The 21804-nt window shown below is 66.4% G+C and carries 19 protein-coding genes and 1 tRNA gene; 16 read left to right on the top strand and 4 right to left on the bottom strand.

The genetic code is table 11. The annotated features are described in order from the left end of the window. Positions 1-13 precede the first annotated feature (13 nt). On the top strand, positions 14-958 hold the full coding sequence (locus Q8Q53_RS00215) for an acetyl-CoA carboxylase carboxyltransferase subunit alpha (protein WP_305699729.1): 945 nt from the start codon (positions 14-16) through the stop codon (positions 956-958). A 112-nt stretch (positions 959-1070) separates the two neighbouring features. Beyond that, positions 1071-2546, top strand: coding sequence for a M48 family metalloprotease (locus tag Q8Q53_RS00210; protein ID WP_305699728.1), 1476 nt, complete (start codon positions 1071-1073; stop codon positions 2544-2546). A 74-nt stretch (positions 2547-2620) separates the two neighbouring features. Here Q8Q53_RS00210 and Q8Q53_RS00205 read toward each other — a convergent pair whose 3' ends face one another. Together Q8Q53_RS00205 and Q8Q53_RS00200 are read right to left on the bottom strand one after the other, a co-directional pair. After that, entirely contained in the window at positions 2621-2812 is a 192-nt protein-coding gene (locus Q8Q53_RS00205) for a Flp family type IVb pilin (RefSeq protein WP_305699727.1), read from the bottom strand. 93 nt (positions 2813-2905) lie between these two features. After that, on the bottom strand, positions 2906-3097 hold the full coding sequence (locus Q8Q53_RS00200) for a Flp family type IVb pilin (protein ID WP_305699726.1): 192 nt from the start codon (positions 3095-3097) through the stop codon (positions 2906-2908). A gap of 80 nt (positions 3098-3177) precedes the next feature. On the opposite strand from Q8Q53_RS00200, the gene Q8Q53_RS00195 reads away from it, so the two are divergent. Beyond that, on the top strand, positions 3178-3594 hold the full coding sequence (locus tag Q8Q53_RS00195; protein ID WP_305699725.1) for a (deoxy)nucleoside triphosphate pyrophosphohydrolase: 417 nt from the start codon (positions 3178-3180) through the stop codon (positions 3592-3594). 45 nt (positions 3595-3639) lie between these two features. Beyond that, a tRNA-Arg gene (locus Q8Q53_RS00190) sits at positions 3640-3716 on the top strand. A 63-nt stretch (positions 3717-3779) separates the two neighbouring features. Here the strand turns inward: Q8Q53_RS00190 and Q8Q53_RS00185 are convergent. Further along, a complete protein-coding gene (locus Q8Q53_RS00185) occupies positions 3780-4538 on the bottom strand; it encodes a trans-aconitate 2-methyltransferase (protein ID WP_305699724.1) in 759 nt (252 codons plus the stop codon). Between the two features lie 55 nt (positions 4539-4593). Here Q8Q53_RS00185 and Q8Q53_RS00180 point away from each other — a divergent pair, with 55 nt between their 5' ends. Genes Q8Q53_RS00180 through Q8Q53_RS00170 form a run of 3 tightly spaced genes read left to right on the top strand, consistent with a single transcriptional unit; the run spans position 4594 to position 7244 of the window. Beyond that, positions 4594-6141, top strand: a complete 1548-nt coding sequence (locus Q8Q53_RS00180) for a phospholipase D-like domain-containing protein (protein ID WP_305699723.1) — start codon at positions 4594-4596, stop codon at positions 6139-6141. 53 nt (positions 6142-6194) lie between these two features. Next, positions 6195-6767: a GTP cyclohydrolase I FolE gene (gene folE / locus Q8Q53_RS00175; protein WP_371136468.1), complete on the top strand. Its 573-nt coding sequence runs from the start codon at positions 6195-6197 to the stop codon at positions 6765-6767. A gap of 3 nt (positions 6768-6770) precedes the next feature. Next, the gene (locus tag Q8Q53_RS00170; RefSeq protein ID WP_305699721.1) at positions 6771-7244 is read left to right on the top strand and encodes a hypothetical protein; all 474 of its coding nucleotides are present in this window, start codon (positions 6771-6773) and stop codon (positions 7242-7244) included. Positions 7245-7311: 67 nt separating this feature from the next. Here the strand turns inward: Q8Q53_RS00170 and Q8Q53_RS00165 are convergent, their stop codons facing one another. Then, positions 7312-7791: a peroxiredoxin gene (locus Q8Q53_RS00165; protein WP_305699720.1), complete on the bottom strand. Its 480-nt coding sequence runs from the start codon at positions 7789-7791 to the stop codon at positions 7312-7314. Positions 7792-7967: 176 nt separating this feature from the next. Here Q8Q53_RS00165 and Q8Q53_RS00160 point away from each other — a divergent pair, with 176 nt between their 5' ends. The 9 genes from Q8Q53_RS00160 (at position 7968) to trxA (ending at position 21574) form a co-directional block, all read left to right on the top strand. After that, positions 7968-8429, top strand: coding sequence for an S-adenosyl-L-homocysteine hydrolase (locus tag Q8Q53_RS00160; RefSeq protein WP_305699719.1), 462 nt, complete (start codon positions 7968-7970; stop codon positions 8427-8429). 126 nt (positions 8430-8555) lie between these two features. Further along, positions 8556-9971: an adenosylhomocysteinase gene (gene ahcY, locus Q8Q53_RS00155; protein ID WP_305699718.1), complete on the top strand. Its 1416-nt coding sequence runs from the start codon at positions 8556-8558 to the stop codon at positions 9969-9971. 100 nt (positions 9972-10071) lie between these two features. Continuing rightward, the gene (locus Q8Q53_RS00150) at positions 10072-12429 is read left to right on the top strand and encodes a PAS domain-containing sensor histidine kinase (protein ID WP_305699717.1); all 2358 of its coding nucleotides are present in this window, start codon (positions 10072-10074) and stop codon (positions 12427-12429) included. Between the two features lie 144 nt (positions 12430-12573). Then, the gene (gene tsaE, locus Q8Q53_RS00145; RefSeq protein ID WP_305699716.1) at positions 12574-13023 is read left to right on the top strand and encodes a tRNA (adenosine(37)-N6)-threonylcarbamoyltransferase complex ATPase subunit type 1 TsaE; all 450 of its coding nucleotides are present in this window, start codon (positions 12574-12576) and stop codon (positions 13021-13023) included. Further along, a complete protein-coding gene (locus Q8Q53_RS00140; protein WP_305699715.1) occupies positions 13014-13997 on the top strand; it encodes an aminoglycoside phosphotransferase family protein in 984 nt (327 codons plus the stop codon). Before tsaE ends, Q8Q53_RS00140 begins: the two co-directional genes overlap by 10 nt. Next, positions 13994-14716, top strand: a complete 723-nt coding sequence (locus Q8Q53_RS00135; RefSeq protein ID WP_305699714.1) for a nucleotidyltransferase family protein — start codon at positions 13994-13996, stop codon at positions 14714-14716. Before Q8Q53_RS00140 ends, Q8Q53_RS00135 begins: the two co-directional genes overlap by 4 nt. Then, positions 14709-17729: a double-strand break repair protein AddB gene (gene addB, locus Q8Q53_RS00130; RefSeq protein WP_305699713.1), complete on the top strand. Its 3021-nt coding sequence runs from the start codon at positions 14709-14711 to the stop codon at positions 17727-17729. The genes Q8Q53_RS00135 and addB overlap by 8 nt, the downstream gene beginning before the upstream one ends. Continuing rightward, entirely contained in the window at positions 17726-21190 is a 3465-nt protein-coding gene (addA, locus tag Q8Q53_RS00125; RefSeq protein ID WP_305699712.1) for a double-strand break repair helicase AddA, read from the top strand. Before addB ends, addA begins: the two co-directional genes overlap by 4 nt. 63 nt (positions 21191-21253) lie before the next feature. Further along, complete coding sequence (gene trxA / locus Q8Q53_RS00120; RefSeq protein ID WP_305699711.1) at positions 21254-21574, top strand: thioredoxin; 321 nt, start codon at positions 21254-21256, stop codon at positions 21572-21574. The last annotated feature ends 230 nt before the right edge of the window (positions 21575-21804 follow it).

Below are 21804 nucleotides of genomic sequence, written 5' to 3'. Positions count from 1 at the left end.
TAGCGCAGCGGCCATGGTGTCCTATCTTGAATTCGAAAAGCCCGTCGCGGCGCTCGAAGCCCGCATTGCCGAACTGCGCGTCGCTGCGGGCGGTGATGTCGATATCAGCGGGGAAATCCGCCGGCTGGAAAAGAAAAGCGCTGACCTGCTGGCCAGCACTTACGCGGCGCTGACCCCATGGCAGAAGACGCAAGTCGCACGCCACCCGATGCGGCCGCATTTCAAGGACTTCGTGGAACTGGCTTTCACCGATTTCGTGCCGCTGGGCGGGGATCGGTATTACGGCGACGATCAGGCGATCATCGGCGGCTTTGCGCGGCTGAACGGTCGGCGCGTGATGCTGATCGGGCATGAAAAGGGCAACGACACCCAAAGCCGGATCAAGCACAACTTTGGCATGGGCAAGCCGGAAGGCTATCGCAAGGCGATCCGCCTGATGGAAATGGCCAGCCGGTTCGGCCTGCCCGTGGTGACGCTGGTCGATACCTCCGGCGCGTTTCCGGGGGTCGAGGCTGAAGAGCGCGGCCAGGCCGAAGCGATTGCGCGTTCAACCGAAGCGTGCCTGGCGCTGGGCGTGCCGATGGTGGCGGTGATCGTGGGTGAGGGCGGTTCGGGCGGCGCCGTCGCGCTGGCCAGCGCCGAGCGCGTGCTGATGCTGGAACACGCGGTCTATTCCGTGATCTCGCCGGAAGGCTGCGCTTCGATCCTGTGGCGGACCAATGAAAAAGCCGCCGATGCTGCCGAGGCGATGAAAATCACCGCGCAGGACCTGCTGGGACTGAGCGTGATCGACCGGATCGTGAAAGAACCCGCTGGCGGTGCGCACCGCGATCCTGCCGGAGCCGCGCTGGCGCTGGCCAAGGTGATTGGCGAGGAGCTGGACGTCCTGACCAGGCTGTCCGCCGCCCAGATCCGTGCCATGCGCGAAGAACGCTTCCTGCGCATCGGCGAAAGCTGATCCTGCGGCCGTTCAGGCGGCACTCATCCGGCGCAATGCTATCTGGGCTTTTCAACCGCTTGGCGAGGGCTTAGCCCTGCCGCGGTTAATTTGGTCCTGAGGAGAGCCCGCCATGTCGCGCCCATTCCGTCATACTCTGATCGCTGGTGCAGCTGTTGCCGCGTTTGCCGTGCCGCAGGCCAGCACTGTGGCCCAGTCCGGCACCGGCGTTGTCCAGTCGATCAGCGCCAAGGATCGACAGCAAGGGGCCGAAGCGCATCCGCAGCTGGTCGCTGAATTCGGCGGGGCGATGACCGGCGCGCAGGCGCAGTATGTCGAATCGGTCGGCAAGAAGATCGCGGTGCAATCGGGCCTCAGCAATGCGCAGGGCGATTTCACGGTCACGCTGCTCAATTCGCCGGTGAACAATGCTTTCGCGATTCCCGGCGGCTATGTCTACACCACGCGCCAACTGGTGGCGCTGATGAACAACGAGGCGGAACTGGCTGGTGTGCTGGGCCATGAGGTCGGCCACGTTGCCGCCCGCCACGCCGCCAAGCGGCAAAGCGCAGCCACCAAGAACGCAATCTTCGGCTTGCTGGGCACGGTGCTGAGCGGCGTGCTGCTGAAAAACAGCCAGGTCGGCCAGGTCCTGCAACAGGGCTTCATGCAGGGATCGCAACTGCTTACCCTGAAGTACTCGCGCGGCCAGGAGACCGAAGCGGACAACCTTGGCATCGCCTATCTCAACAAGGCGGGATACGATCCGCGCGCCATGTCGACGGTGCTGGGCAGCCTTGCCGGGCAGAACGCGCTGGATTCGCGGTTGATGGGTTCGGCCAACAAGGTGCCGGAATGGGCCTCGACTCACCCGGACCCGGCCTCGCGAGTGCGCACCGCGCTGTCGCGGGCGGGCAGCAATGCCAAGGGCGTGACGAATCGCGACCTGTTCCTCAGCCGGATTGCCGGGCTGACGTATGGTGACGATCCCAAGCAGGGGATTGTCGAGGGCGCGAAGTTCACGCACCCGGACCTGAGACTGTTCTTCGCCGCGCCGACCGGCTTCTACCTGATGAACGGCACCCGCGCGGTCGCGATTACCGGGCAGGCCGGGAAAGCGCAGTTCACGACGGCGGCTTATACCGGCGATATGGATACCTATGTCCGGGCCGCCTTTGCGACGCTGACCGAATCGGGCGAGGCCCAGATCAACCCGGGCACGATCAACCGGACGACGGTGAACAGCATTCCCGCCGCCTATGCCACCGCGCGGGTCGCGTCGGGCAACAGCCAGGTCGATGTGACGGTGTTCGCGTATGAATGGGCCAAGGATTCGGCGTTCCACTTCATCACCATCGTGCCCGCGGGCAGCGGCGCGGTGTTTGACGGCATGTACCAGTCGATGCGGCGGATCAGCGTGGCCGAGGCAAGTGCGGTCAAGCCGCGCAAGCTGGTGGTTGAAACTGTCAAGAAAGGCGACACCGTGCAAACGCTCGCCAGGCGGATGGCCTATACCGATGCCCCCGTAGACCGGTTCCGGGTGCTGAACGGCCTCGCCGCGAATGCCACGGTTGTGGTAGGACAGAAGGTCAAGCTGGTTACGTATTGAGCGTGCGGCGCAGGCAAACGAAAAGGGCGGCAGGTTTCCCTGCCGCCCCGAACGTTTGCTAGTTGGCCTAGCGCTTAGGCGCCCGAACCCTGAGCGTTGGCACCCTGCATCGCCGACGAAGTCGTGTTGAAGGTGGTGCCCAGTTCGTTACCCAGGCCCTGCATCGCGGTGATCGCGGCAACGGCGATGAGGGCAGCGATCAGACCGTATTCAATTGCGGTCGCGCCGTCTTCGTTCTTGAAAAACTTGTTGATGAGCTTCTTCATGGTCAGTCTCCTATAGGCAGTCTTGTTAACCCGGCTCGCAGTGGTTTCCCGTTTGAGCATTTTTCGAAGTAAGTGTTATTCCTTGAAAAATGCTTAATTCGCAGAAGCTTTTTGCGAGGCAGCTTTTTGCTTCGATGCAACCTCTGCCCACATGGATTGGGTTTCGTTGCTGAAGCCGTTGAAAGCACCAACCATGGCAATCACGATCAGCGCGCAAATCAGCCCGTACTCCAGAGCGGAAGTCCCGGCCTTGTCAGCAAACAGTCGTTTGATAATGGCCAGCATGGGTCCCCTCTCCGCAGAATTGGGCGGATGGCCCGGTTTCGCAGCAGTTCCCTAAAAAATAGTTTACGACTGGACCGGCATTGCCAAATTTTCCGACAATCATTCCCGTGGTCGCGCTGGCGCTGATCGACCAGACCGGACGCGTGCTGATGCAGCAGCGCCGGTTGGGCAAGCAGCATGGAGGCTTGTGGGAGTTTCCCGGCGGCAAGGTAGAGCCCGGGGAATCGCTGGTTTGCGCCCTCGTGCGCGAAATTGCCGAGGAACTGGGGATCGGCATCGAACCTGCCGCGCTGATCCCGGTGAGTTTCGCCGCAAACCCGGCTGAACCGTATGTCGTGCTGCTTTACACTGCCTGTGAATGGACTGGTACGCCACAATGTCTGGAGGGTGAGGCAATCGGCTGGTTCGCCGCCGATGTGCTGCCAACCCTGGCAATGCCGCCGCTTGATGTGCCGCTGGCGCGGGCGGTCGGAGAACTTGTCGGTGCGAAAAAATAGGGCCTTGCCAAGCCATAATCCGCCCCGTAATAGCGCCCTTCCAACGCGCCCGTAGCTCAGCTGGATAGAGCATCAGACTACGAATCTGAGGGTCGGACGTTCGAATCGTTCCGGGCGCACCAAAACCCCCGCCGGTCAGCTGACCTGGCGGGGGTTTTTGCTTTCAGGCCCGCAAGGCCGTGTTTTCAATCGCTCGCGGCGCTGCCCTGCTTGTGAAAGAGCACGGCGGGTTCGGCCATGCCGGTGAGCAACCGGTCATCCGGGCCATAGAGCAGCGTTTGCGGCGGGCAGTCGCTCATCCGCAGCGGGTCAGCCTGATACCGGGCGGCGGTGGCTGTATCGCGGAAGCGGAAATGGGCGTGGTAAAGCGCCAGCCAGCCCCCCGGAACGATATGCCGGTCCAGCCGGGCAATTGTGTCTGCAAAGCGCGCAAAGGGGAGCACGGCGGCGCAGCTGTCCGGGCGTTCGGCCTCCAGCACGCCGTGCCGCAGCACGGCCATTGCCAGCACGGCATCGAACTGTTCATCGGGATTGGGTGCATCCGCCAGCCGGTAATCGCTGAGCGGACTGGTATCGGCGATGCGCGCATCGGCGATCATCCGGCGGTTGAGGTCCAGCCCCACGATCCGTGCGCTCGGTAAACGCCGGCGCAGGGCTCGGACTTCCGCCCCGCTGGAGCAGCCGAACGACAGGATGCGCGGCGCTGGCAAATGCGCCAGCCGCTGGGCCAGCGCATCGAACAGCTGGGGATAGCGCTCCTCGAACGTATCGGGGAACGGCTGCAACAGGCGCGCGGCGTCCTGGTGTTGCAGGCGGTGAATTTCCCGCAGCTGCGGATCCAGCGTGCGGCGGACCAGCCGCCCCAGCGCCAGCGCGCCCGGCACCTGTTGCGCGGCGCGGCGCAGGATGCGGACCAGGGGGGAGCGCTGGGGATCAAGAACCATGCTGCCTTCGTGTCACACCGGCTGCCGCAGGGGAAGGGGAAGGGGCGCGCTGCCGATGGTGATTGTGATGGGTGACGCGCAGGCCAGACCCGGCTACGATCCAGATATGATGCAGGAAACCGGCACGGCAGGGGAACAGGGTGCACCGTCCGTCTGGCGTTTTGCGTGGGCCAGCCGGGCGCATGTGGTGGTCGACGCGGCGGATTATTTCGCACTGATGCAGACCGCCATGTTGCGCGCGCGGCAGCGGATCATGCTGATCGGCTGGGATTTCGATACCCGGATTCACCTCGGCACCGGGCGGCGCATGTGGCACCGGCCCAGCAAGACGCAGATGCCCGCGCGCCTCGGCCGCTTCATCGTCTGGCTGTGCCGCCGCACGCGTGCGCTGGAAGTCCGGGTGCTGAAATGGAACTTCGGCGCGCTCAAGTTCATCTTTCGCGGGTCGATGGTGATCGACCTGCTGCGCTGGTGGCTGCACCCCCGGATCGACTTCAAGTTTGATTCCGCCCACCCGCTGGGGTGCAGCCATCACCAGAAAATCGTGGTGATCGATGATACGTTTGCCGTCTGCGGCGGGATCGACATGACGTCAGACCGTTGGGACACGCCGGAACACCGCGAGGGCGATGAACGGCGCAGGATGCCATGGGGGCGGCGGGTCTTCGCGCCATGGCACGATCTGTCCATGCTGGTGGAGGGTGAAGCCGCCGGCGCGCTGGCGCAGCTGGGGCGGGACCGCTGGGAGGAGGCTGGGGCCCGGCCGATGCAGCCCTGTGCGCCCAGCCGCGCGACCGCCTGGCCCGCGACGATCAAGGCCGAATTCGAGAACGTTGAAATCGGGATCGCCCGCACCCGCGCGGCCTGGGACGGTCTGGGCGAACTGCGCGAGGTGGAAAACCTGTTCATCGAGCATATCCGCCGCGCCCGGCGCTTTATCTATGCCGAAAGCCAGTACTTCGCCGCGCGCACCATTGCCGAGGCGATTGCGGAAAAGCTGTCGGAGCCGGACCCGCCCGAAATCGTCCTGATCAACCCGCTGTCCGCATCAGGCTGGCTGGAACAGAAAGCGATGGACGGCGCACGGGCGCGATTGTGCCATGCGATCGAGGAACGGGATCATTGCAGCCGGTTTCGCATCTTCGTGCCGCGCAACGCAGCGGGGACGCCGATCTATGTTCATTCCAAGATGATGATCGTGGATGACGAAATTGTCCGGATCGGTTCCGCCAACATGAACAACCGGTCGCTGGGGCTGGACAGCGAATGCGATGTCTTCATCGACGCAGCGCGTCCCGGCAATGCGCACGCCATGCCCGCGATCAGTCGGCTGCGGCAACAGCTGCTGGCCGAGCATCTGGGCCTTTCGGTAGAAGAGGTGCGCGGCGCGCTGGCCGCTGATCCATCGATGATCCGGTTGATCGAACACAGCACAAAGACCGGGAAACGCCTTGACGCTTTGGTCTTGCCACCGCTTAGTGAAGGAGAGAAAGCGGTCGCCGACAAGGCGCTGCTCGATCCGGAGCGGCCGGAAGAACTGTTCGAACCGTTCAGCAAACGGCGCGGATTGTTTCGCGGGGGGCTGCTGCGCCGTCCGCGTTGATGGGAAAGGTTTTTGAGATGAGCTGCGATTCTGACGCCGGAGATGCTGGTCCGATGACCAAGCTGCCGGTTCCGGACCATGTGCAGGATGCCATCCGCACGCTGATCAGCTGGGCCGGAGACGACCCGGCACGCGAAGGGTTGATCGATACGCCGGCCCGCGTCGCCCGCGCGTGGAAGGAATATTGCCAGGGTTATCAGGATGATCCTGCGATTCATCTGGCCCGCCAGTTCGAAGAAGTGGGCGGCTATGACGAAGTGGTGCTGCTGAAAGACATCCCGTTCCAGTCGCATTGCGAACACCACATGGCCCCGATCACGGGCAAGGCGGCGATCGCCTATATGCCGCGCGACAAGGTGGTGGGGATTTCCAAGCTGGCCCGGGTGCTGCACGGCTTTGCCCAGCGGCTCCAGATTCAGGAACGCCTGACCGCCGAAGTGGCGCAGTGCATCTGGGACAACCTGCAACCCCACGGCGTGGCCGTGGTGATCGAGGCGCAGCACGGCTGCATGACCGGGCGCGGGGTCAAGACACCGGGCGTGGGCATGGTCACCAGCCGCCTGATCGGTTGTTTCCTGGATGACCACCGCAGCCGCAAGGAAGTGCTCAGCCTGATGGGATACTGACCGATGCGCCGGGTTATGATCGCGGCGGCGGTACTGCTGGCGCTGGCGGGAACGGCGGTGGTGCAGGCGGGCAAAGCCGATCCGCTGGCCGAACTGGCCGGGTATTACCCGCGCACCTGGGAAAGCGGGGATGTCAGCGGGGCGAAGTTCAGCGTCACGGACGAGGTGGTTATCACGCCCATCGACGGTCAAAGCGCCGACGTCAGCTTCGCGCTGAACTTCTTCAATGGCCATACCTGCGATTTGCAGGGGCGGGCGGCGGTGCAGGGGCGCAAGCTGGTGTTTGCCGATCCCGACGGCTGGCAGGGCAAGGCGTGCCGGCTGGAAATCTGGCGGCAGGGCAAGGACCTGCGCTGGACCGACCGCGACAATGGCTGTCACAGTTATTGCGGGATGCGCGGCAGTTTCACGAACGGCAAAGTGGCCCTGAAACTGCGTGAGCCGCTGGCGAACGCGCCCAAGCGGCACATCGACTGACCCGGCGGACACAAAAATGGGCGGAACGGCACATGCCATTCCACCCTTTTTTCGAACTATCAGATACTTAGAGCTGATCGACCAGATAATCGGCGGCGCTGACCTTGAAGTCACCCGGCGCTTCGACGTGAAGCTGTTCGACCACGCCATCGTTGACCACCATCGAAAAGCGCTGGCCGCGCTTGCCCAGGCCAAATCCGCTGCCGTCCATCGTCAGGCCCAGCGCTTCGGCGAAATCGCCATTGCCGTCAGCCAGCATGGTGACGTCGGCGGAACCGGCGGCCTTGCCCCATGCGCCCATCACGAATGGATCGTTGACCGCGGTGCAGGCGATTTCATCGATGCCCTTGGCTTTCAGGTCTTCGGCCTTTTCGACATAGCCCGGCAAGTGCTTGGCCGAGCAGGTCGGCGTGAACGCGCCGGGGACCGAAAACAGCGCGACGCGCTTGCCCTTGAAGTAATCGGCTGATTGCACGGCTTCGGGTCCGGCTTCACCGGCTTTCACCAGCTTGATGTCGGGCAGCTTGTCGCCAACTGAAATGGTCATGGGTCGATCTCCTGTCTGTGTCGGGGAATTGCGAGTCTCTCGCAGAATATAGGGTGCTGTGGCCGCGCCGCAACGTCCGGAGATGCTTAATTTCGCTTTACCGGCCCGGTTTAAGAAACGGTAAACCGGCTGCGCAAAGTTGATCGTGCGGGATGGGTCCCGCCGGGAGACCGCAGATGAAGATCGTTTCAGGAGTCGCGGCCGGGGTCGCCGCAGCAATCATGGCCTGTTCCGTGCCCGCCAGCGCGGCCCCGATGAGCCAGGCCGAAAAGCTGCGCAGGCTGGATATCATGCTGATGGTCACCGGGCTGCGATGCCGCACCACGGCCGACAATTTCCAGGGTGATTACGGCCGCTTTACCACCCGGCACATCACGGCGCTCAATCAGGCCAGCGATGCGATGAAAGTCGATCTGGCCAAGCGATATGGCGCGGCCGAGGCCAGCCGTGCGCTCGACAAGCTGAGCGTGACGATGGCCAATTCCTATGGTCAGGGGCATCCGTGGCTTAACTGCGCGCAGTTGAAGCAAGTGGCGCGCGGGCTGGCCGATGCCAGCGGACCAGAGCCGCTGGTGGCCGCTGCCGACCAGCTGCTGGCCCCCAGCGGGTCACTGCAATTCGCCTGGGCGCGGCGCTGATTGGCATCATATAAAGACTTCTTTATATTTGCTTCGAACGGGGTGAACGGTTAAGGGCGGGGCCATGCTGGCGCCGTCCGTTTCCGTGGACGCGATGCTGGTTCGACGTTCACAGGAGTTACAATCGTGGCCACATCCGCCCAAACCCAGCATGATTACGTTATTGCCGATATCGGCCTGGCCGAATTCGGCCGCGCCGAAATCCGGATTGCTGAAACCGAAATGCCGGGCCTGATGGCGCTGCGCGAGGAATTCGGTGCTTCCCAGCCGCTCAAGGGCGCGCGCATCACCGGTTCGCTGCACATGACGATCCAGACCGCCGTGCTGATCGAAACGCTGGTCGCACTCGGCGCGGATGTGCGCTGGGCCACTTGCAATATCTATTCCACCCAGGACCACGCCGCTGCCGCGATTGCCGCTGCGGGCATTCCGGTGTTCGCGATCAAGGGCGAAAGCCTGGCCGAATACTGGGACTATGTTGGTTCGATCTTCGATTGGGACGATGGCACCGGCCGCACCGCCAACATGATCCTGGACGATGGCGGCGACGCCACGATGTTCGCGCTGTGGGGCGCGCGGGTCGAAGCGGGTGAAGACCTGTTCGAACCCAGCAACGCCGAAGAAATCGAATTCGTCCGCGCGCTGAAGGTGTTCCTGAAGAAGAAGCCGGGCTACCTCACCATGTCGGTCGCGCACATCAAGGGCGTGTCGGAAGAAACCACCACCGGCGTCCACCGCCTGTATCAGATTGCCAAGGACGGCAAACTGCCGTTCCCCGCGATCAACGTGAACGACAGCGTCACCAAGTCGAAGTTCGACAACCTCTATGGCTGCAAGGAAAGCCTCGTTGACGCGATCCGCCGCGCCACCGACGTCATGCTGGCCGGCAAGGTCGCCTGCGTCGCGGGCTTTGGCGACGTGGGCAAGGGCAGCGCCGCGTCGCTCCGTCAGGGCGGCGCGCGTGTGATGGTCACCGAAATCGATCCGATCTGCGCGCTGCAGGCGGCGATGGAAGGCTATGAAGTCGTGACGATGGAAGAAGCGGTGAAGCGCTGCGATATCTTCGTCACCGCCACCGGCAACGAAGACGTCATCACGGCTGAGCATATGAAGGCGATGAAGCCGATGACCATCGTCTGCAACATCGGCCACTTCGACAGCGAAATCCAGATCGCCGCGCTCGACAACTACAAGTGGACCGAAGTGAAGCCGGGCACCGACCTGGTGGAATTTCCTGACGGCAAGCAGATCATCATCCTGGCCAAGGGCCGTCTGGTGAACCTGGGCTGCGCCACCGGCCACCCCAGCTTCGTGATGTCGGCATCGTTCACCAACCAGACGCTGGCGCAGATCGAACTGTTCACCAAGAACAGCGAATACAAGAACGAAGTCTATGTCCTGCCCAAGCACCTCGACGAAAAGGTCGCGGCGCTGCATCTGGAAAAGCTGGGCGTGAAGCTGACCACGCTGAGCAAAAAGCAGGCCGATTACATCGGCGTGCCCGCGCATGGCCCGTTCAAGCCGGACCATTATCGCTACTGATTGCGCCAGCCAGTCGGAAACCAAGCCCCGATCCGAACTAAGCAGGGGCGGCCATAGTGCCGCCCTTGCCATTGGCGCCGTGCGCGCATAGCTGGGTGCGATGACCTTGTCCCCCCTGGCATTGACCGCGATCGGGCTGCTGCTGGCCGCCTGGACGCTGGCGGCTGTCTGGGCGCTGCTGTCCGCGCGCCAGCGCGAACGCCGCGCCGAAGCCAGCCAGCGCCAGGCCAAGCGATTGGCGCGGATGGTCGATGAAAGCCCTGCGCTGCCGCTGCTGGTGCGCGCCGATGGCAAGATCGACGCGCCGCAGCGGCTGGCCAACTGGCTGGGGCTGGATGCCGTTCCCCGGTTTCTGACTGAGCTGGACGGCGGGCGGATCGATGGCGGCGGCGGAGGGCTGACCACGCCGCAACTGGCGCAGCTGACCGAAGCGGTACGCCGCACCCAGAAAACCGCCGCCCCGTTCCGGATGGTGGTAACCCCGCGCGGGTCGAAGCGCAGCCTGGCGCTGCGCGGACATCTGGCCGATCCGGCAGTGTCCCCCGGCGGTGCGGCGCTGGTCTGGGTGTTCGACTTTTCCGACAGCGAAAGCGAACTGGTGCAACTGCGCGCCGAAGCCGCCGGTGCCCGCGCCGATTTCTCCGCGCTGGTCGGGCTGATCGAGGCCGCGCCGATGCCGATGTGGTTTCGCGGGCCGGACGGCGCGCTGCGGCTGGTCAACGATGCCTATGTCCGCGCCGTTGGCGGCAAGGATGCCCGCGCGGTTGTGGCGGACAGCGCCGAACTGATCGAAAGCGTCGATGGCCTGACCGCGCGGCAGGTGGCCGTGCAAGCCGCCGCCAAACGGATGCCGATCGAACGGATCGTGGCCGCGACGATTGATGGCGCGCGCCGCGCGCTGCGTGTCTCTGACCTGCCGCTGGGCGATGATGGCATTGCCGGATACGCGGTCGATATCGAGGATATGGAGGAACAGGGGCGGGCCTTCCGCGCGTTCCGTGAGGCGCAGCGGGCGATGCTCGATCAACTCTCCGCCGGGGTCGCGCAGTTCGACGCCAAGCGCCAGTTGACGTTCGCGAACCAGCCGTTCCAGCGCATTTTCGCGCTGAAACCTGCCGTTATGCTCGATCCTCCGCAGTTCGAACGGTTCCTCGACAAGGCGCGCGATGCGGGCCGCGTGCCCGAAGCGCGTGATTTTCCGGCCTGGCGGCGGGAACGCGCGGGCTGGTTCCTGGCCAGCGACGCGCAGGAAGAAGCCTGGGCGCTGGGCGATGGCATGCACTTGCGCATGGTCGCGCAGCCGCTGCCCGATGGCGGGCTGATTCTGATTGCCGAGGATCGGACTGAACAGCTGCGCCTGTCCGCCGTGCGCGACACGCTGCTGCGCACCCGCACCGCCACGTTTGACAGCCTGTTCGAATCGATCGCGGTGTTCGCGCCTGATGGCCGGATGCAGCTGTGGAACCGCCGCTTTGCCGCCGACTGGGGGCTGGAGGATACGTTCCTTGATACCCACCCCCGGATCGAGGCGCTGCTGGAACGGATCGCGCGCCGCCTGCTGAAACCGGTCAAGGCCAAGGGCGTGGGCGATGCCGTGCGCGGCGCGACGCTGGACCGCAAGCAGACAACGGGCCGCGCGGTGCTGGCCGATGGCCGCACGCTGGAGTTCGCAGGTGTGCCGCTGCCCGATGGCAACGGCTTGCTGACGGTGCTGGACATCACCGATTCGCAAAAGGCCGAGGAAGCCCTGCGCGAACGCAATGTCGCGCTGGAAGAAGCCGACTCGATGAAGACGCGGTTCCTGGCCAACATGAGCTATGAATTCCGCACGCCGCTGACCTCCATCGGCGGGTTTGCAGAACTGCTCGAAGCCGGGCTGGGCGGGGATCTGTCCGAACAGGGCCGCGAATATGTCGCCGCGATCCTGACGTCGGTCGAGCGGCTGGGCGAACAGATCGAATCGGTGCTCGACCTGTCGCAAAGCGAGGCCGGGATGCTGCCGCTGGCGCGCGAGGAAGTGGACCTGTTCCCGCTGCTGACCAAACTGGTCGAAGACCGCGCCAGCCGATTGAAAGAGGACGGGCTGACGCTCGACCTGCGCGGGGCGAAGGGCGTGGGCCGGATCACCGGCGATCGCCGCCGGCTGGCCCGCGCGATCGGCCACGTGCTGGACAATGCCATGGCCGCGACCCCGCCGGGCGGACGCATTCTGGCCGAACTGGCCAGCCGCAAGGGCAAGGCGCGGGTGGTCATTTCGGACAACGGCCCCGGCATGGACGGCCCGACGCTGGCGCGCGCGCTGGAAGGATTGAAACTGTCGGCCGATGGCAAGGCGATCGAGCGCCGCCAGGGCCTTGGCCTGCCGCTCGCGCGCCAGCTGATCGAGGCGCATGGCGGGACGCTGGAACTGCTGTCCGAGCCGGGGCAGGGCACCGCCGCGATCATTGATCTGCCGTGATGCCGGCTGCGCTTTCTTGCCCCCCTCCTCTTCAGAGGAGGGGATTGGGGGTGGTGGCGATCCGCAGGATCGCGCGCGCGGCGTTCATGCCGGGTGTGGCCGCGCACCACCCCCGGCCCCCTCCTCTGTAGAGGAGGGGGAGACATGGTGATCCCGCTGCCCGATCTCGCCGCGACCGAGGCGCTGGGCCAGCGCATTGCCGCCGGGCTGCGCGCGGGCGATGTCGTGGCGCTGTCGGGCGGGCTGGGCGCGGGCAAGACCACGCTGGCCCGCGCGATTATCGCGGCGCTGGGGCATCAGGGCGAAGTGCCATCGCCCAGCTTTGCGATTATCGAAACGTATGATCCGCCTTCGGTCCGGCTGCCGCTGGTCCATGCCGATTTCTACCGGCTGGAGCGCCCGGAGGAGGCCGAGGAGCTGGGACTGGACGATTACCGCTTCGGCGCCGCGTTGCTGGCGGAATGGCCGGAGCATGCGGGCGGTTTCGGGCATGAGCCGGGGTGCCTGTCGCTTGCCCTCGAAACTGCGGACAGCGGGCGGATTGCCATTGCGGCAGCCGGTCCCGATTGGCTAGGGCGGGAGCCATGGGACTGAACTTGCCTGACGGCGTCGACGCCTTTCTTGCCAGCGCTGGATGGGGCGACGGCGTGGTCGAACCGCTGGCCGGGGACGCCTCGTTCCGCCGCTATTTCCGCGTCCGGCGCGGTGAAAAATCGGCGATGCTGATGGACGCACCCCCGCCGCAGGAAGACCCACAGCCGTTCCTGCGCGCGGCCAAGTGGCTGGACGCTAACGGCTTGCGCGCACCGCACATCCTGGCCGAAGACGCCGCGCGCGGGCTGGTCCTGCTGGAAGACTTCGGCGAAGTGCGGATGCGCGAGTATCTGGACCAGTGGCCGGACGATGAGCGCGCGGTCTATACCGCCGCGATCGACACGCTGGTCGAACTCCACCGCCTGCCGCCCGGCCCGTTCCGCGATTACAGTCTGGCCGAATACCAGCGCGAGGCGAAGCTGCTGGTCGATTGGTATTGCCCGGCCCGGAACCTTTATGTCGACGGCCCCGGCTATGCCGCTGCGTGGGAAGCCGCGCTGGGTCCGATGCTGCCGCGCCAGCGCCCCGGCGTGGTGGTGATGCGCGATTATCACGCCGAAAACGTGATGCTGCTGGGTTCGCTGGAGAAGCAGGGTCTGCTGGACTTTCAGGACGCGCTGGTTGGCCACGCGGCCTATGATCTGGTGTCATTGCTGCAAGACGCACGGCGCGATGTCTCGCCTGCGCTTGAGACGGAGATGTTCGACTATTACGTCCGGCAGACTGGCGCGGGCGATGATTTCCTGGCCGATTACGCGCGGCTGGGCGCACAGCGCAACGCCAAGATCGTCGGCATTTTCGTGCGGCTTTGGAAGCGCGATGGCAAGCCGCGCTACCTTGATTACATCCCGCGCGTCTGGGCCTTGCTGGAACGCGATCTGGCCCATCCCGCGCTGGCGCCGGTGGCGCGCTGGTTCGATGCCAATATCCCCGTGGAATTGCGCGCGGCGGGCGGCGGCACGTTTACGGTATGAGCGATCCGCATCCCGGCACGGCGATGGTGATGGCCGCAGGGCTGGGCACGCGGATGCTGCCGCTGACCAAAGACCGGCCCAAGCCGCTGGTAGAAGTGGCGGGGCAGACCTTGCTCGATCACGTGCTCGATCAGCTGCGCGCCGCCGGGGTGGGGCGGATCGTGGTCAACGTCCACTACCTTGCGGATCAGGTCGAAGCGCATCTGGCCACGCACGCCGCTGATTTTGATGTTCGCATTTCCGATGAACGCGCGCTGCTGCGCGATACCGGGGGCGGGCTGGTGCAGGCGAAAGACCTGATCGCGGACGATCCGTTCTATTGCATCAACGCCGACAACCGGTGGACGGACGCGGGCGAAAACGGCCTGCTGCGGCTGGCGGACGCGTGGGACGCTGCGCGGATGGACGTGCTGATGCTGCTGGTGCCGACAAGCCGCGCGGGCAACACGCAAGGGACCGGGGATTTCGACCTGGACGATCAGGGCCGCATTTCGCGCGAGGGGCCAAAACGGCCGCGCCCGTATGTGTGGACGGGCATTCAGCTGCTGGCGAAGCGGGTGATCGTCGATCCCCCGGCAGCGGTATTTTCCACCAACGTCTTCTGGGACCGCGCGATCATGCAGGGGCGCTGTTTCGGGCTGGTCCATCACGGCGACTGGTTCGATGTCGGCTATCCGGCTGCGATCGCGCTGACCGAGGCGGCGCTCGCCCGTGGCTGAGCGGGACGGCCCACAACTCTACTCCATCGCCGCGCATCGCGGGTTCGCCGATGCACTCGTTGCCGGGCTGATCCCGCGTTATGCGCAGGATGACGTCGGGCTGGCGCGGCTGACGCTGCTGCTGCCCAGCCGACGCGCCGAACGGATCGTGACCGAGGCGTTCGTGCGGCTGTCGGGTGGGGGGATGCTGCTGCCGCGCATGGCGGTGGTGGGCGATCTTGACCTTGATGAAACGCTGGGACCGCTGCTCGATCCGCTGGGGGCGGGCAGTGCCATTCCCCCCGCCGCCGATCCGACCCGGCGCTGGCTGCGGCTGGCCGAGCTGCTCAAAGCGCAGCTGGGCGAGGATGCGCCCAAGGCGCCGGGGCTGCTCCGGCTGGCGCATGAAACCGGACGGACGATGGACCGGCTGACGGTTGAAGGAATTGAACTGGGCGATCTGCTCCAGGACCGCGTTGCCGGGATCGTCGGCGATCTGGCCGATCACTGGCGGCAGGCGACCCGGCTGTTCGCGACCGTGCAGGCGCGCTGGCTGGCCGAACTGGCGGAGCGCGGCGAGGTTGACCCGCCGGAGCGGCGCAACCGGCTGTTCCAGCACGCCGCGCGCCGCTGGCGCGAAACGCCGCCCGCGCATCCGGTGGTGGCTGCCGGGGTGACCAGCGCCTCGCCCGCACTGGCCGAGCTGCTGCGCACGATAGCGCAGTTACCGCGCGGCGCAGTGATCCTGCCCGATCTGGACTTGGCGCTGGAGCGGGACGTCTGGACCGCGCTGGGCACCGCTGGCGCGCCCGAAGGCCCGGACGATCCCCCGTTCGGGGAACGCGATGCGGTGACCCATCCTCAGTATCACCTGAAGCTGCTGCTCAACCGGATGGGCATTAACCGCGATGAAGTGCAGCCCTGGCACCGCGCGGGCCTGTCGGCCGCGCCGCCGGAGCGCAGCCGCGCGATTTCCAACCTGTTCCTGCCGCCCGCCGCCAGCGCGGGCTGGGTCGATCTGCCTGCCGCGCAGCGCCGCCTGTCGGGCGTGCGGCTGATGCAGAGCGCGCATCCGGGCGAGGAAGCACAGGCCATCGCGATCCTGATCCGGCAGGCGCTGGAAATGCCGGAACGCCGCGTCGCGCTGATCACGCCGGATCGCGGTCTGGCGGGCCGCGTGATCGCGCAGCTGAAGCGCTGGGACGTTGCCGCTGATGATACGGCGGGTCGCCCGCTGCCGCTGACCACGGCGGGCCGTGCGCTGCTGCTGCTGGCGGAAGTTGCGGCAGAGGCCGCCGCGCCGGTGCCGCTGCTGGCGCTGCTGCAACACCCGCTGGTCCGCGCGGGCGAGGGGCGGCGTGACTGGCTGGAACGCGTGCGCGGGCTGGACCTCGCCTTGCGCGGTCCGCGTCCAGCGCCGGGCCTGCCGCCGCTTCACGCGGCCATTGAAAAACTGGCCAAAGGCGCGGACGGCGAGGACATCCGTGCGTGGTGGTCCGAAGTCGAGGCCGTGCTGACCCCGCTGCTCGGCTGGTCGGTTGACCTGCCGCTGGCCGACGCGCTCGACCTGCTCTGCGCAGGCGGCGAAGCCTTGTGCGGCGAGGCGTTGTGGAGCGGCGCCGATGGCCGCGCGCTGGCCGCCTTCATCGAGGACTTGCGCGAAGGCGCGCGCGCCATCGGCACTGTGATCGGCCCGCGCGATCTGCCCGCCGTGCTGCGCGATGCGATGGACCGCGTGGCGGTGCGCCCACCGTGGGGCGGCCATCCGCGCGTCGCGATCTATGGCTTGCTGGAAGCGCGGATGAGCCGCGCCGATCTGGTGATCTGTGCCGGCCTGACCGAAGGCAGCTGGCCCGCCAGCCCATCGCCCGAAGCACTGCTGCCGCCTGCCGTCTTGCGCGCGCTGGGCGTGCCGGGGGCGGAATTCCGCATCGGCTTGTCCGCACACGATCTGGCCGGGGCGCTCGGCGCGCCCGAAGTGGTGCTGAGCCACGCCTTGCGCGATGAAGGCGGGCCGGTGATCCCCAGCCGGTTCGTGATGCGGGTGGAGGCCATGCTGGGTGAACTGGCCCCGCACCACCGCGAGGAGGAGGCGCTGGAGCTGGCCCGCCGGATCGACCATGCGGTGGCCGCGCCGCCCTATCCCCAGCCCAGACCGATGCCATCGGCGGAGCAGCGCGCCGTGTCGCTGGCCGTCACCGCGATCGACCGGCTGCGCGGCGATCCCTATCAGTTCTATGCTCAGGCGATCCTGGGGCTGCGTTCGCTCGACGCACTGGATGCGGAACCGACCGCCGCGTGGAAAGGGACCGTGGTTCACGCCGTGCTGGAACGCTGGCACAAGGCCAATGACGGGGCCGGGGGCGGGGCGGGCGAACTGCTGGTGCTGGCGGCGGAGGAACTGGCCGCGATGCAGGCGCATCCGCTGGTCCGCCACTTGTGGTGGCCGCGCCTGTCAAAAGCGCTGGAATGGATCGACGCCGAAGTGCGCACCGCCGCCGCACAGGGACGCACCGTGCTGGTCAGCGAGCAAAAGGGCGAGATGACGGTGATGGGCGTCAAGGTCCACGGCCGCGCTGACCGGATTGATCAGCTGGACGGCGGCGCGCTGGCGGTGGTCGATTACAAGACGGGCGGGTTGCCCAGCGCCAAGATGGTTCAGGATGGCTTTGCCCTGCAACTGGGCGTGATCGGCCTGATCGCGCGCGCCGGTGGCTTTGCGGGCGTGGCGGGCGAGCCGGAGAAGTTCGAATACTGGTCGCTCGGCAAGGCCAAGGAAAGCGACACCGGGTTCGGTTACGTCAACGAGCCGATCCTGGAGGGCCGCAAAAAATCCGGCATCCCGCGCGAGGAGTTCCTTGCGACAATCGAGGACTATCTGGCCGACGCGATCCGGCGCTGGATCAAGGGCGATGAGCCCTTCACCGCGCGGCTTAATCCCGATCTGGGCGGCTACAACGATTACGATCAGTTGATGCGGCTGGACGAATGGCAGGCGCGCGGCGAGGCCGTGCAATTGGCGGCGGGCGAATGAGCGGACCGGCAAAGCTCTGGCCGCTCGTCGGCAACCAGCGTCCGGCGGTCAATCCGGCGGACACGGTCTGGCTGTCCGCTTCGGCGGGGACGGGCAAGACCCAGGTGCTGTCCGCGCGGGTGCTGCGGCTGCTCTTGGAGGATGGGGTCAGTCCGGGACAAGTGCTGTGCCTGACGTTCACCAAGGCCGGGGCGACCGAAATGGCCGCGCGGATCAACGAGGTGCTGGCCCGCTGGGTGCGCGCCAAACCCGAAGCGCTGGCGCTCGACCTGAAGGCCATCGGGGCAGACTTTGGCGAGGCTGCGCTGGCGCGGGCGCGCACCCTGTTTGCCGAAGTGCTCGATTGCCCCGGTGGCGGCCTGCGGATCGATACGATCCACGCCTTCGCGCAGTGGTTGCTCGCCGCGTTCCCGCATGAGGCCGGGCTGACCCCCGGCACCCGCGCGATGGAAGACCGCGACCGCGATCTGCTGCGCCGCGAAGTGCTGGCCGATCTGCTCGCCGATGCCGAGGCGCAGAACGATGCGGGCACGCTGGAGGCGCTGGCGAATCTCTCGGTCAGGCTGGGGCCGGACAAGGTGGAAACATGGCTGCTGCGCTGCGCGCAGGCGCATGAGCTGTGGACCGGGAGCGGGGCCTGGCAGCCACCGATGCGGCCGCGCGTGCGGCAACTGATCGGCCTGCCCAGCGATGCCGGGCCGGATGACCTGATCGCGCTGTGCAGCGATGAGGCGTTCGCGGTGGATGCGCTGCGCTGCTGCCTGTCGGCCTATAACCAGTGGAATGGCAAGAAGGGGCAGGCGGGGCGCGTCACGATTGCGGATTGGCTGTCGCGCTCCCCCGCAGAGCGGCTGGCGCTGTTGCCGGACCTGCATACGGTGCTGTTCACCCAGAAGGACACCGTGCGCGATGTCCCCTCGCTCGAAAAGCTGGAGGAGCATTTCGGCGCGGCGGCAGAGGAAGTGCTGGCCTGTTCGCTGGCCGTGCGGGACCGCAAGGCGCTGCTCGAACTCGCCGAATGGCTCGCCCCCGCGCTGGAACTGGGCCGCAAGTTCGCGCTGGCGTGGGATGAGGCGAAGGCGCGCGCCGGGTTCATCGATTTCGATGACCAGATCCGTCAGGCCGCCGCGCTGCTGCACCAGTCGGACCTGGCCGAATGGATCCGCTACAAGCTGGACCGGCGGTTCGATCACGTGCTGGTCGATGAAGCGCAGGATACCAACGCCGCGCAGTGGAGCATCATCAACGCGCTGACCGGTGATTTCTTTGCGGGTCTGGGCGCGCACGGCGACAAGCTGCGCACGCTGTTCGTGGTCGGCGATTACAAGCAGGCGATCTTCCGGTTTCAGGGCACCAGCCCGGAAAACTTCGAAGCGGCGCGCGAACGCGTGCGGGCGGAGATGGACGGGCTGGCCCACAACGTCGATGCGCTGCGCAGCAATATCGCGGCGCGCGAATTGCAGGACCTCGATCTGGGGCAAAGCTTCCGCACTGCGCAGGCCGTGCTCGATTTCGTCAACATGGCGATTGCCCGGATCGGCCACACCGCTTTCGGCCTCCCGCGCGAGCCGGCACAGCACGTGGGCGAGGACCGGCCGGGCCATGTCGCGCTGTGGCGCGTGGTTGGCGATACCAGCGAGCAGACCGGCGGTGAGGATGACGACGAGGGGCAGGAAGGCTGGTTCGCCCGGTCCGACCGGCGGCTGGCCGACCGGATCGCGCGGCAGGTGCGCGGCTGGATGGACGATGGCTTCCCGCTGATGAAGGGCAAAACCCGCCGCGCCGGGCCGGGCGATGTCATGGTGCTGGTGCGCAAGCGCAAGGAACTGGCCGGGCTGATCGTCGCGCGGCTCCATGCTGCCGGGGTGCCGGTGGCGGGGGTGGACCGGCTGCGGCTGGCCGCGCCGCTGGCGGTGCGCGATCTGATGGCGGCGGTGCGGTTCGCGGTCCAGCCGCTCGATGACCTCAATCTGGCCAGCCTGCTCGTCTCGCCGCTGCTGGGCTGGACGCAGGAACAATTGCTGGAGCACGGCTATCGCGGCGAGCGGGTCAGGCTGTGGAGCCACCTCAGCCGGTCGCGCGATCCGTTCGTCGCGGCCACGGTGGACCGGCTGGTCGACCTGCTCAATCAGGCCGACCGAGACACCCCGCAGGCGCTGCTGCACTGGCTGCTGACCGGGCCGTGGCAGGGCCGCCGCCAGCTGGTGGCGCGGCTGGGCGGTGAAGCGAACGACCCGATTGACGAACTGCTCAACGCCGCCAGCGCCTATGCCGCCGGGTCGGTGCCCAGCCTGCTGGGCTTTATCCGCTGGTTCGACGCGGGCGAGGGCGAACTGAAGCGCGAGGCGGGCCAGCGCGGCGCAGAAGTGCGGGTGATGACGGTCCACGGCTCGAAAGGCTTGCAGGCCCCCATCGTGATCCTGGCCGATGCGGCGGACAATCCGGACCGCTCGCTGGGCAGCGCGCTGACCCTGCCCGATCTGGCGGGACGCGCGGTGCCGCTGCCCAGCCTGCGGACCGAGGAGAAAGTCGGGCCGATCAAAGCCGCCGAGGCGCAGGCCAAGGCCGAAGAGCGGCAGGAGCACTGGCGGCTGCTCTACGTCGCGATGACCCGCGCCGAAGAGGCGCTGTTCGTCGCTGGCGCACTGGGGCCAAAGGACAAGGCGCCCGCGCCGGACAGCTGGTATGCGCGGCTGGCGGGGCTGTTCCTCGACGAGGAGTGGGTTGAAGACCCGATCTGGGGGGCGCGGCTGGAACATGGCGATGCCTTGCCGCCCGCGCCGCCGCGCGCATCGGGCGAAGTCGGGCAACTGCCGCTGCTGCCGCCCTGGCTGGACCGTAGCGCCCCTGCCGAACCGCGCCCGCCGCGCCCGCTTGCCCCGTCGGCGCTGGGCGAGGAACTCGCCGCCGATCCGCCGTTCCCGCCGGGGGCAGGGATGGCTGCCGCGCGCCGGGGTGTGCTGCTGCACAAGCTGCTGGAGCGCTTGCCCGATGTGGCCCCGGCAGAGCGCAAGGCCGCCGCGCAAGGCTGGCTGGCGCGCTCCGCCAGCGATCTCGATGCCCATGCCCGCACCGAACTGGCCGCATCCGCGCTTGCTGTGGTGGAACACAAGGACTGGGCCGACTTGTTCTCCCCCGCCGCGCTGGCCGAAGTGCCGATTGCGGCAACGGTCGGCGGGCAGGTCGTGGCCGGGACCATCGACCGTCTGCTGATCGAACCGGCGCGCATCCGGCTGGTCGATTTCAAGACCGCGCGGCGCCCGCCCGCCAGTCTGGATGAAGTGCCGGTGGCGATCCTGCGGCAGATGGCGGCTTATGCCGCCGCGCTGGAAGCGGCCTATCCGGGGCGCGCGGTCGATGCCGCGCTGCTGTACACGCAAGTGCCCAGGCTGCTGGCGATTCCGGCGGACTTGCTGGCTGTCCACAAGCAGGCATTGACCGCGCCGCAGGAATCCTTTTGACCGGCTGCAATTGCCAAGCGGCAAACGCTGCCTAGATTGGCATTCAACAGACAGGAGAATCCCATGGCCACTATCGCCGTTACCGACGCCAGCTTCGCTGCCGATGTGCTCAATTCCGACAAGCCGGTGCTGGTCGACTTCTGGGCCGACTGGTGCGGCCCGTGCAAGATGATCGCCCCCGCGCTGGAGGAAATCAGCGAGGAACTGGCCGATCAGATCACCATCGCCAAAGTCGACATCATGGACAACACCGACACCGCCGCGAAGTTCGGCGTGCAGTCGATCCCGCTGATGATCCTGTTCAAGAACGGCGAGCCGGTTGCGCAAAAGCTGGGCGCTGCACCGAAAAGCCAGCTCAAGGGCTGGCTGGAAAGCGTCCTGTAAGCACGCAGCGCCGCAAAAGCGGTGCGTCCCTGAACTCCACTCCCGCAGGCGGGAGGGGCTGGGGGAGGCCGTGTTAGCTTCCTTTCCCACTATCCTGACCGTTCGCGTCACTATCCCTGACCGTTCGTGTCGAGCGAAGTCGAGACAACACGCACAGCGCCAGCGTGTCTCGACGTCGCTCGACACGAACGGTCAGGGTTTGTGACGCGAACGGGAAGGATAGTGGGTAA

This window comes from Novosphingobium sp. (assembly GCF_030699305.1).
In the GTDB taxonomy this organism is placed as follows: Bacteria; Pseudomonadota; Alphaproteobacteria; order Sphingomonadales; family Sphingomonadaceae; genus Novosphingobium.
The sequence above is the reverse complement of the archived record's forward strand: the minus strand, read 5'-3'. Positions and strand labels throughout refer to the sequence as shown.

Excerpts from the sequence above, each read along its gene's own strand:
- Q8Q53_RS00185 (WP_305699724.1), bottom strand. The coding sequence starts at position 4,538 with ATGGTTCTTGATCCCCAGCGCTCCCCCCTGGTCCGCATCCTGCGCCGC.
- trxA (WP_305699711.1), top strand. The coding sequence starts at position 21,254 with ATGGCCACTATCGCCGTTACCGACGCCAGCTTCGCTGCCGATGTGCTC.
- Q8Q53_RS00135 (WP_305699714.1), top strand. The coding sequence starts at position 13,994 with ATGAGCGATCCGCATCCCGGCACGGCGATGGTGATGGCCGCAGGGCTG.
- Q8Q53_RS00180 (WP_305699723.1), top strand. The coding sequence starts at position 4,594 with ATGGTGATTGTGATGGGTGACGCGCAGGCCAGACCCGGCTACGATCCA.
- Q8Q53_RS00160 (WP_305699719.1), top strand. The coding sequence starts at position 7,968 with ATGAAGATCGTTTCAGGAGTCGCGGCCGGGGTCGCCGCAGCAATCATG.
- Q8Q53_RS00150 (WP_305699717.1), top strand. The coding sequence starts at position 10,072 with ATGACCTTGTCCCCCCTGGCATTGACCGCGATCGGGCTGCTGCTGGCC.
- folE (WP_371136468.1), top strand. The coding sequence starts at position 6,195 with ATGACCAAGCTGCCGGTTCCGGACCATGTGCAGGATGCCATCCGCACG.
- Q8Q53_RS00210 (WP_305699728.1), top strand. The coding sequence starts at position 1,071 with ATGTCGCGCCCATTCCGTCATACTCTGATCGCTGGTGCAGCTGTTGCC.
- Q8Q53_RS00205 (WP_305699727.1), bottom strand. The coding sequence starts at position 2,812 with ATGAAGAAGCTCATCAACAAGTTTTTCAAGAACGAAGACGGCGCGACC.
- Q8Q53_RS00140 (WP_305699715.1), top strand. The coding sequence starts at position 13,014 with ATGGGACTGAACTTGCCTGACGGCGTCGACGCCTTTCTTGCCAGCGCT.
- Q8Q53_RS00165 (WP_305699720.1), bottom strand. The coding sequence starts at position 7,791 with ATGACCATTTCAGTTGGCGACAAGCTGCCCGACATCAAGCTGGTGAAA.
- Q8Q53_RS00170 (WP_305699721.1), top strand. The coding sequence starts at position 6,771 with ATGCGCCGGGTTATGATCGCGGCGGCGGTACTGCTGGCGCTGGCGGGA.
- Q8Q53_RS00215 (WP_305699729.1), top strand. The coding sequence starts at position 14 with ATGGTGTCCTATCTTGAATTCGAAAAGCCCGTCGCGGCGCTCGAAGCC.
- Q8Q53_RS00200 (WP_305699726.1), bottom strand. The coding sequence starts at position 3,097 with ATGCTGGCCATTATCAAACGACTGTTTGCTGACAAGGCCGGGACTTCC.
- addA (WP_305699712.1), top strand. The coding sequence starts at position 17,726 with ATGAGCGGACCGGCAAAGCTCTGGCCGCTCGTCGGCAACCAGCGTCCG.
- tsaE (WP_305699716.1), top strand. The coding sequence starts at position 12,574 with ATGGTGATCCCGCTGCCCGATCTCGCCGCGACCGAGGCGCTGGGCCAG.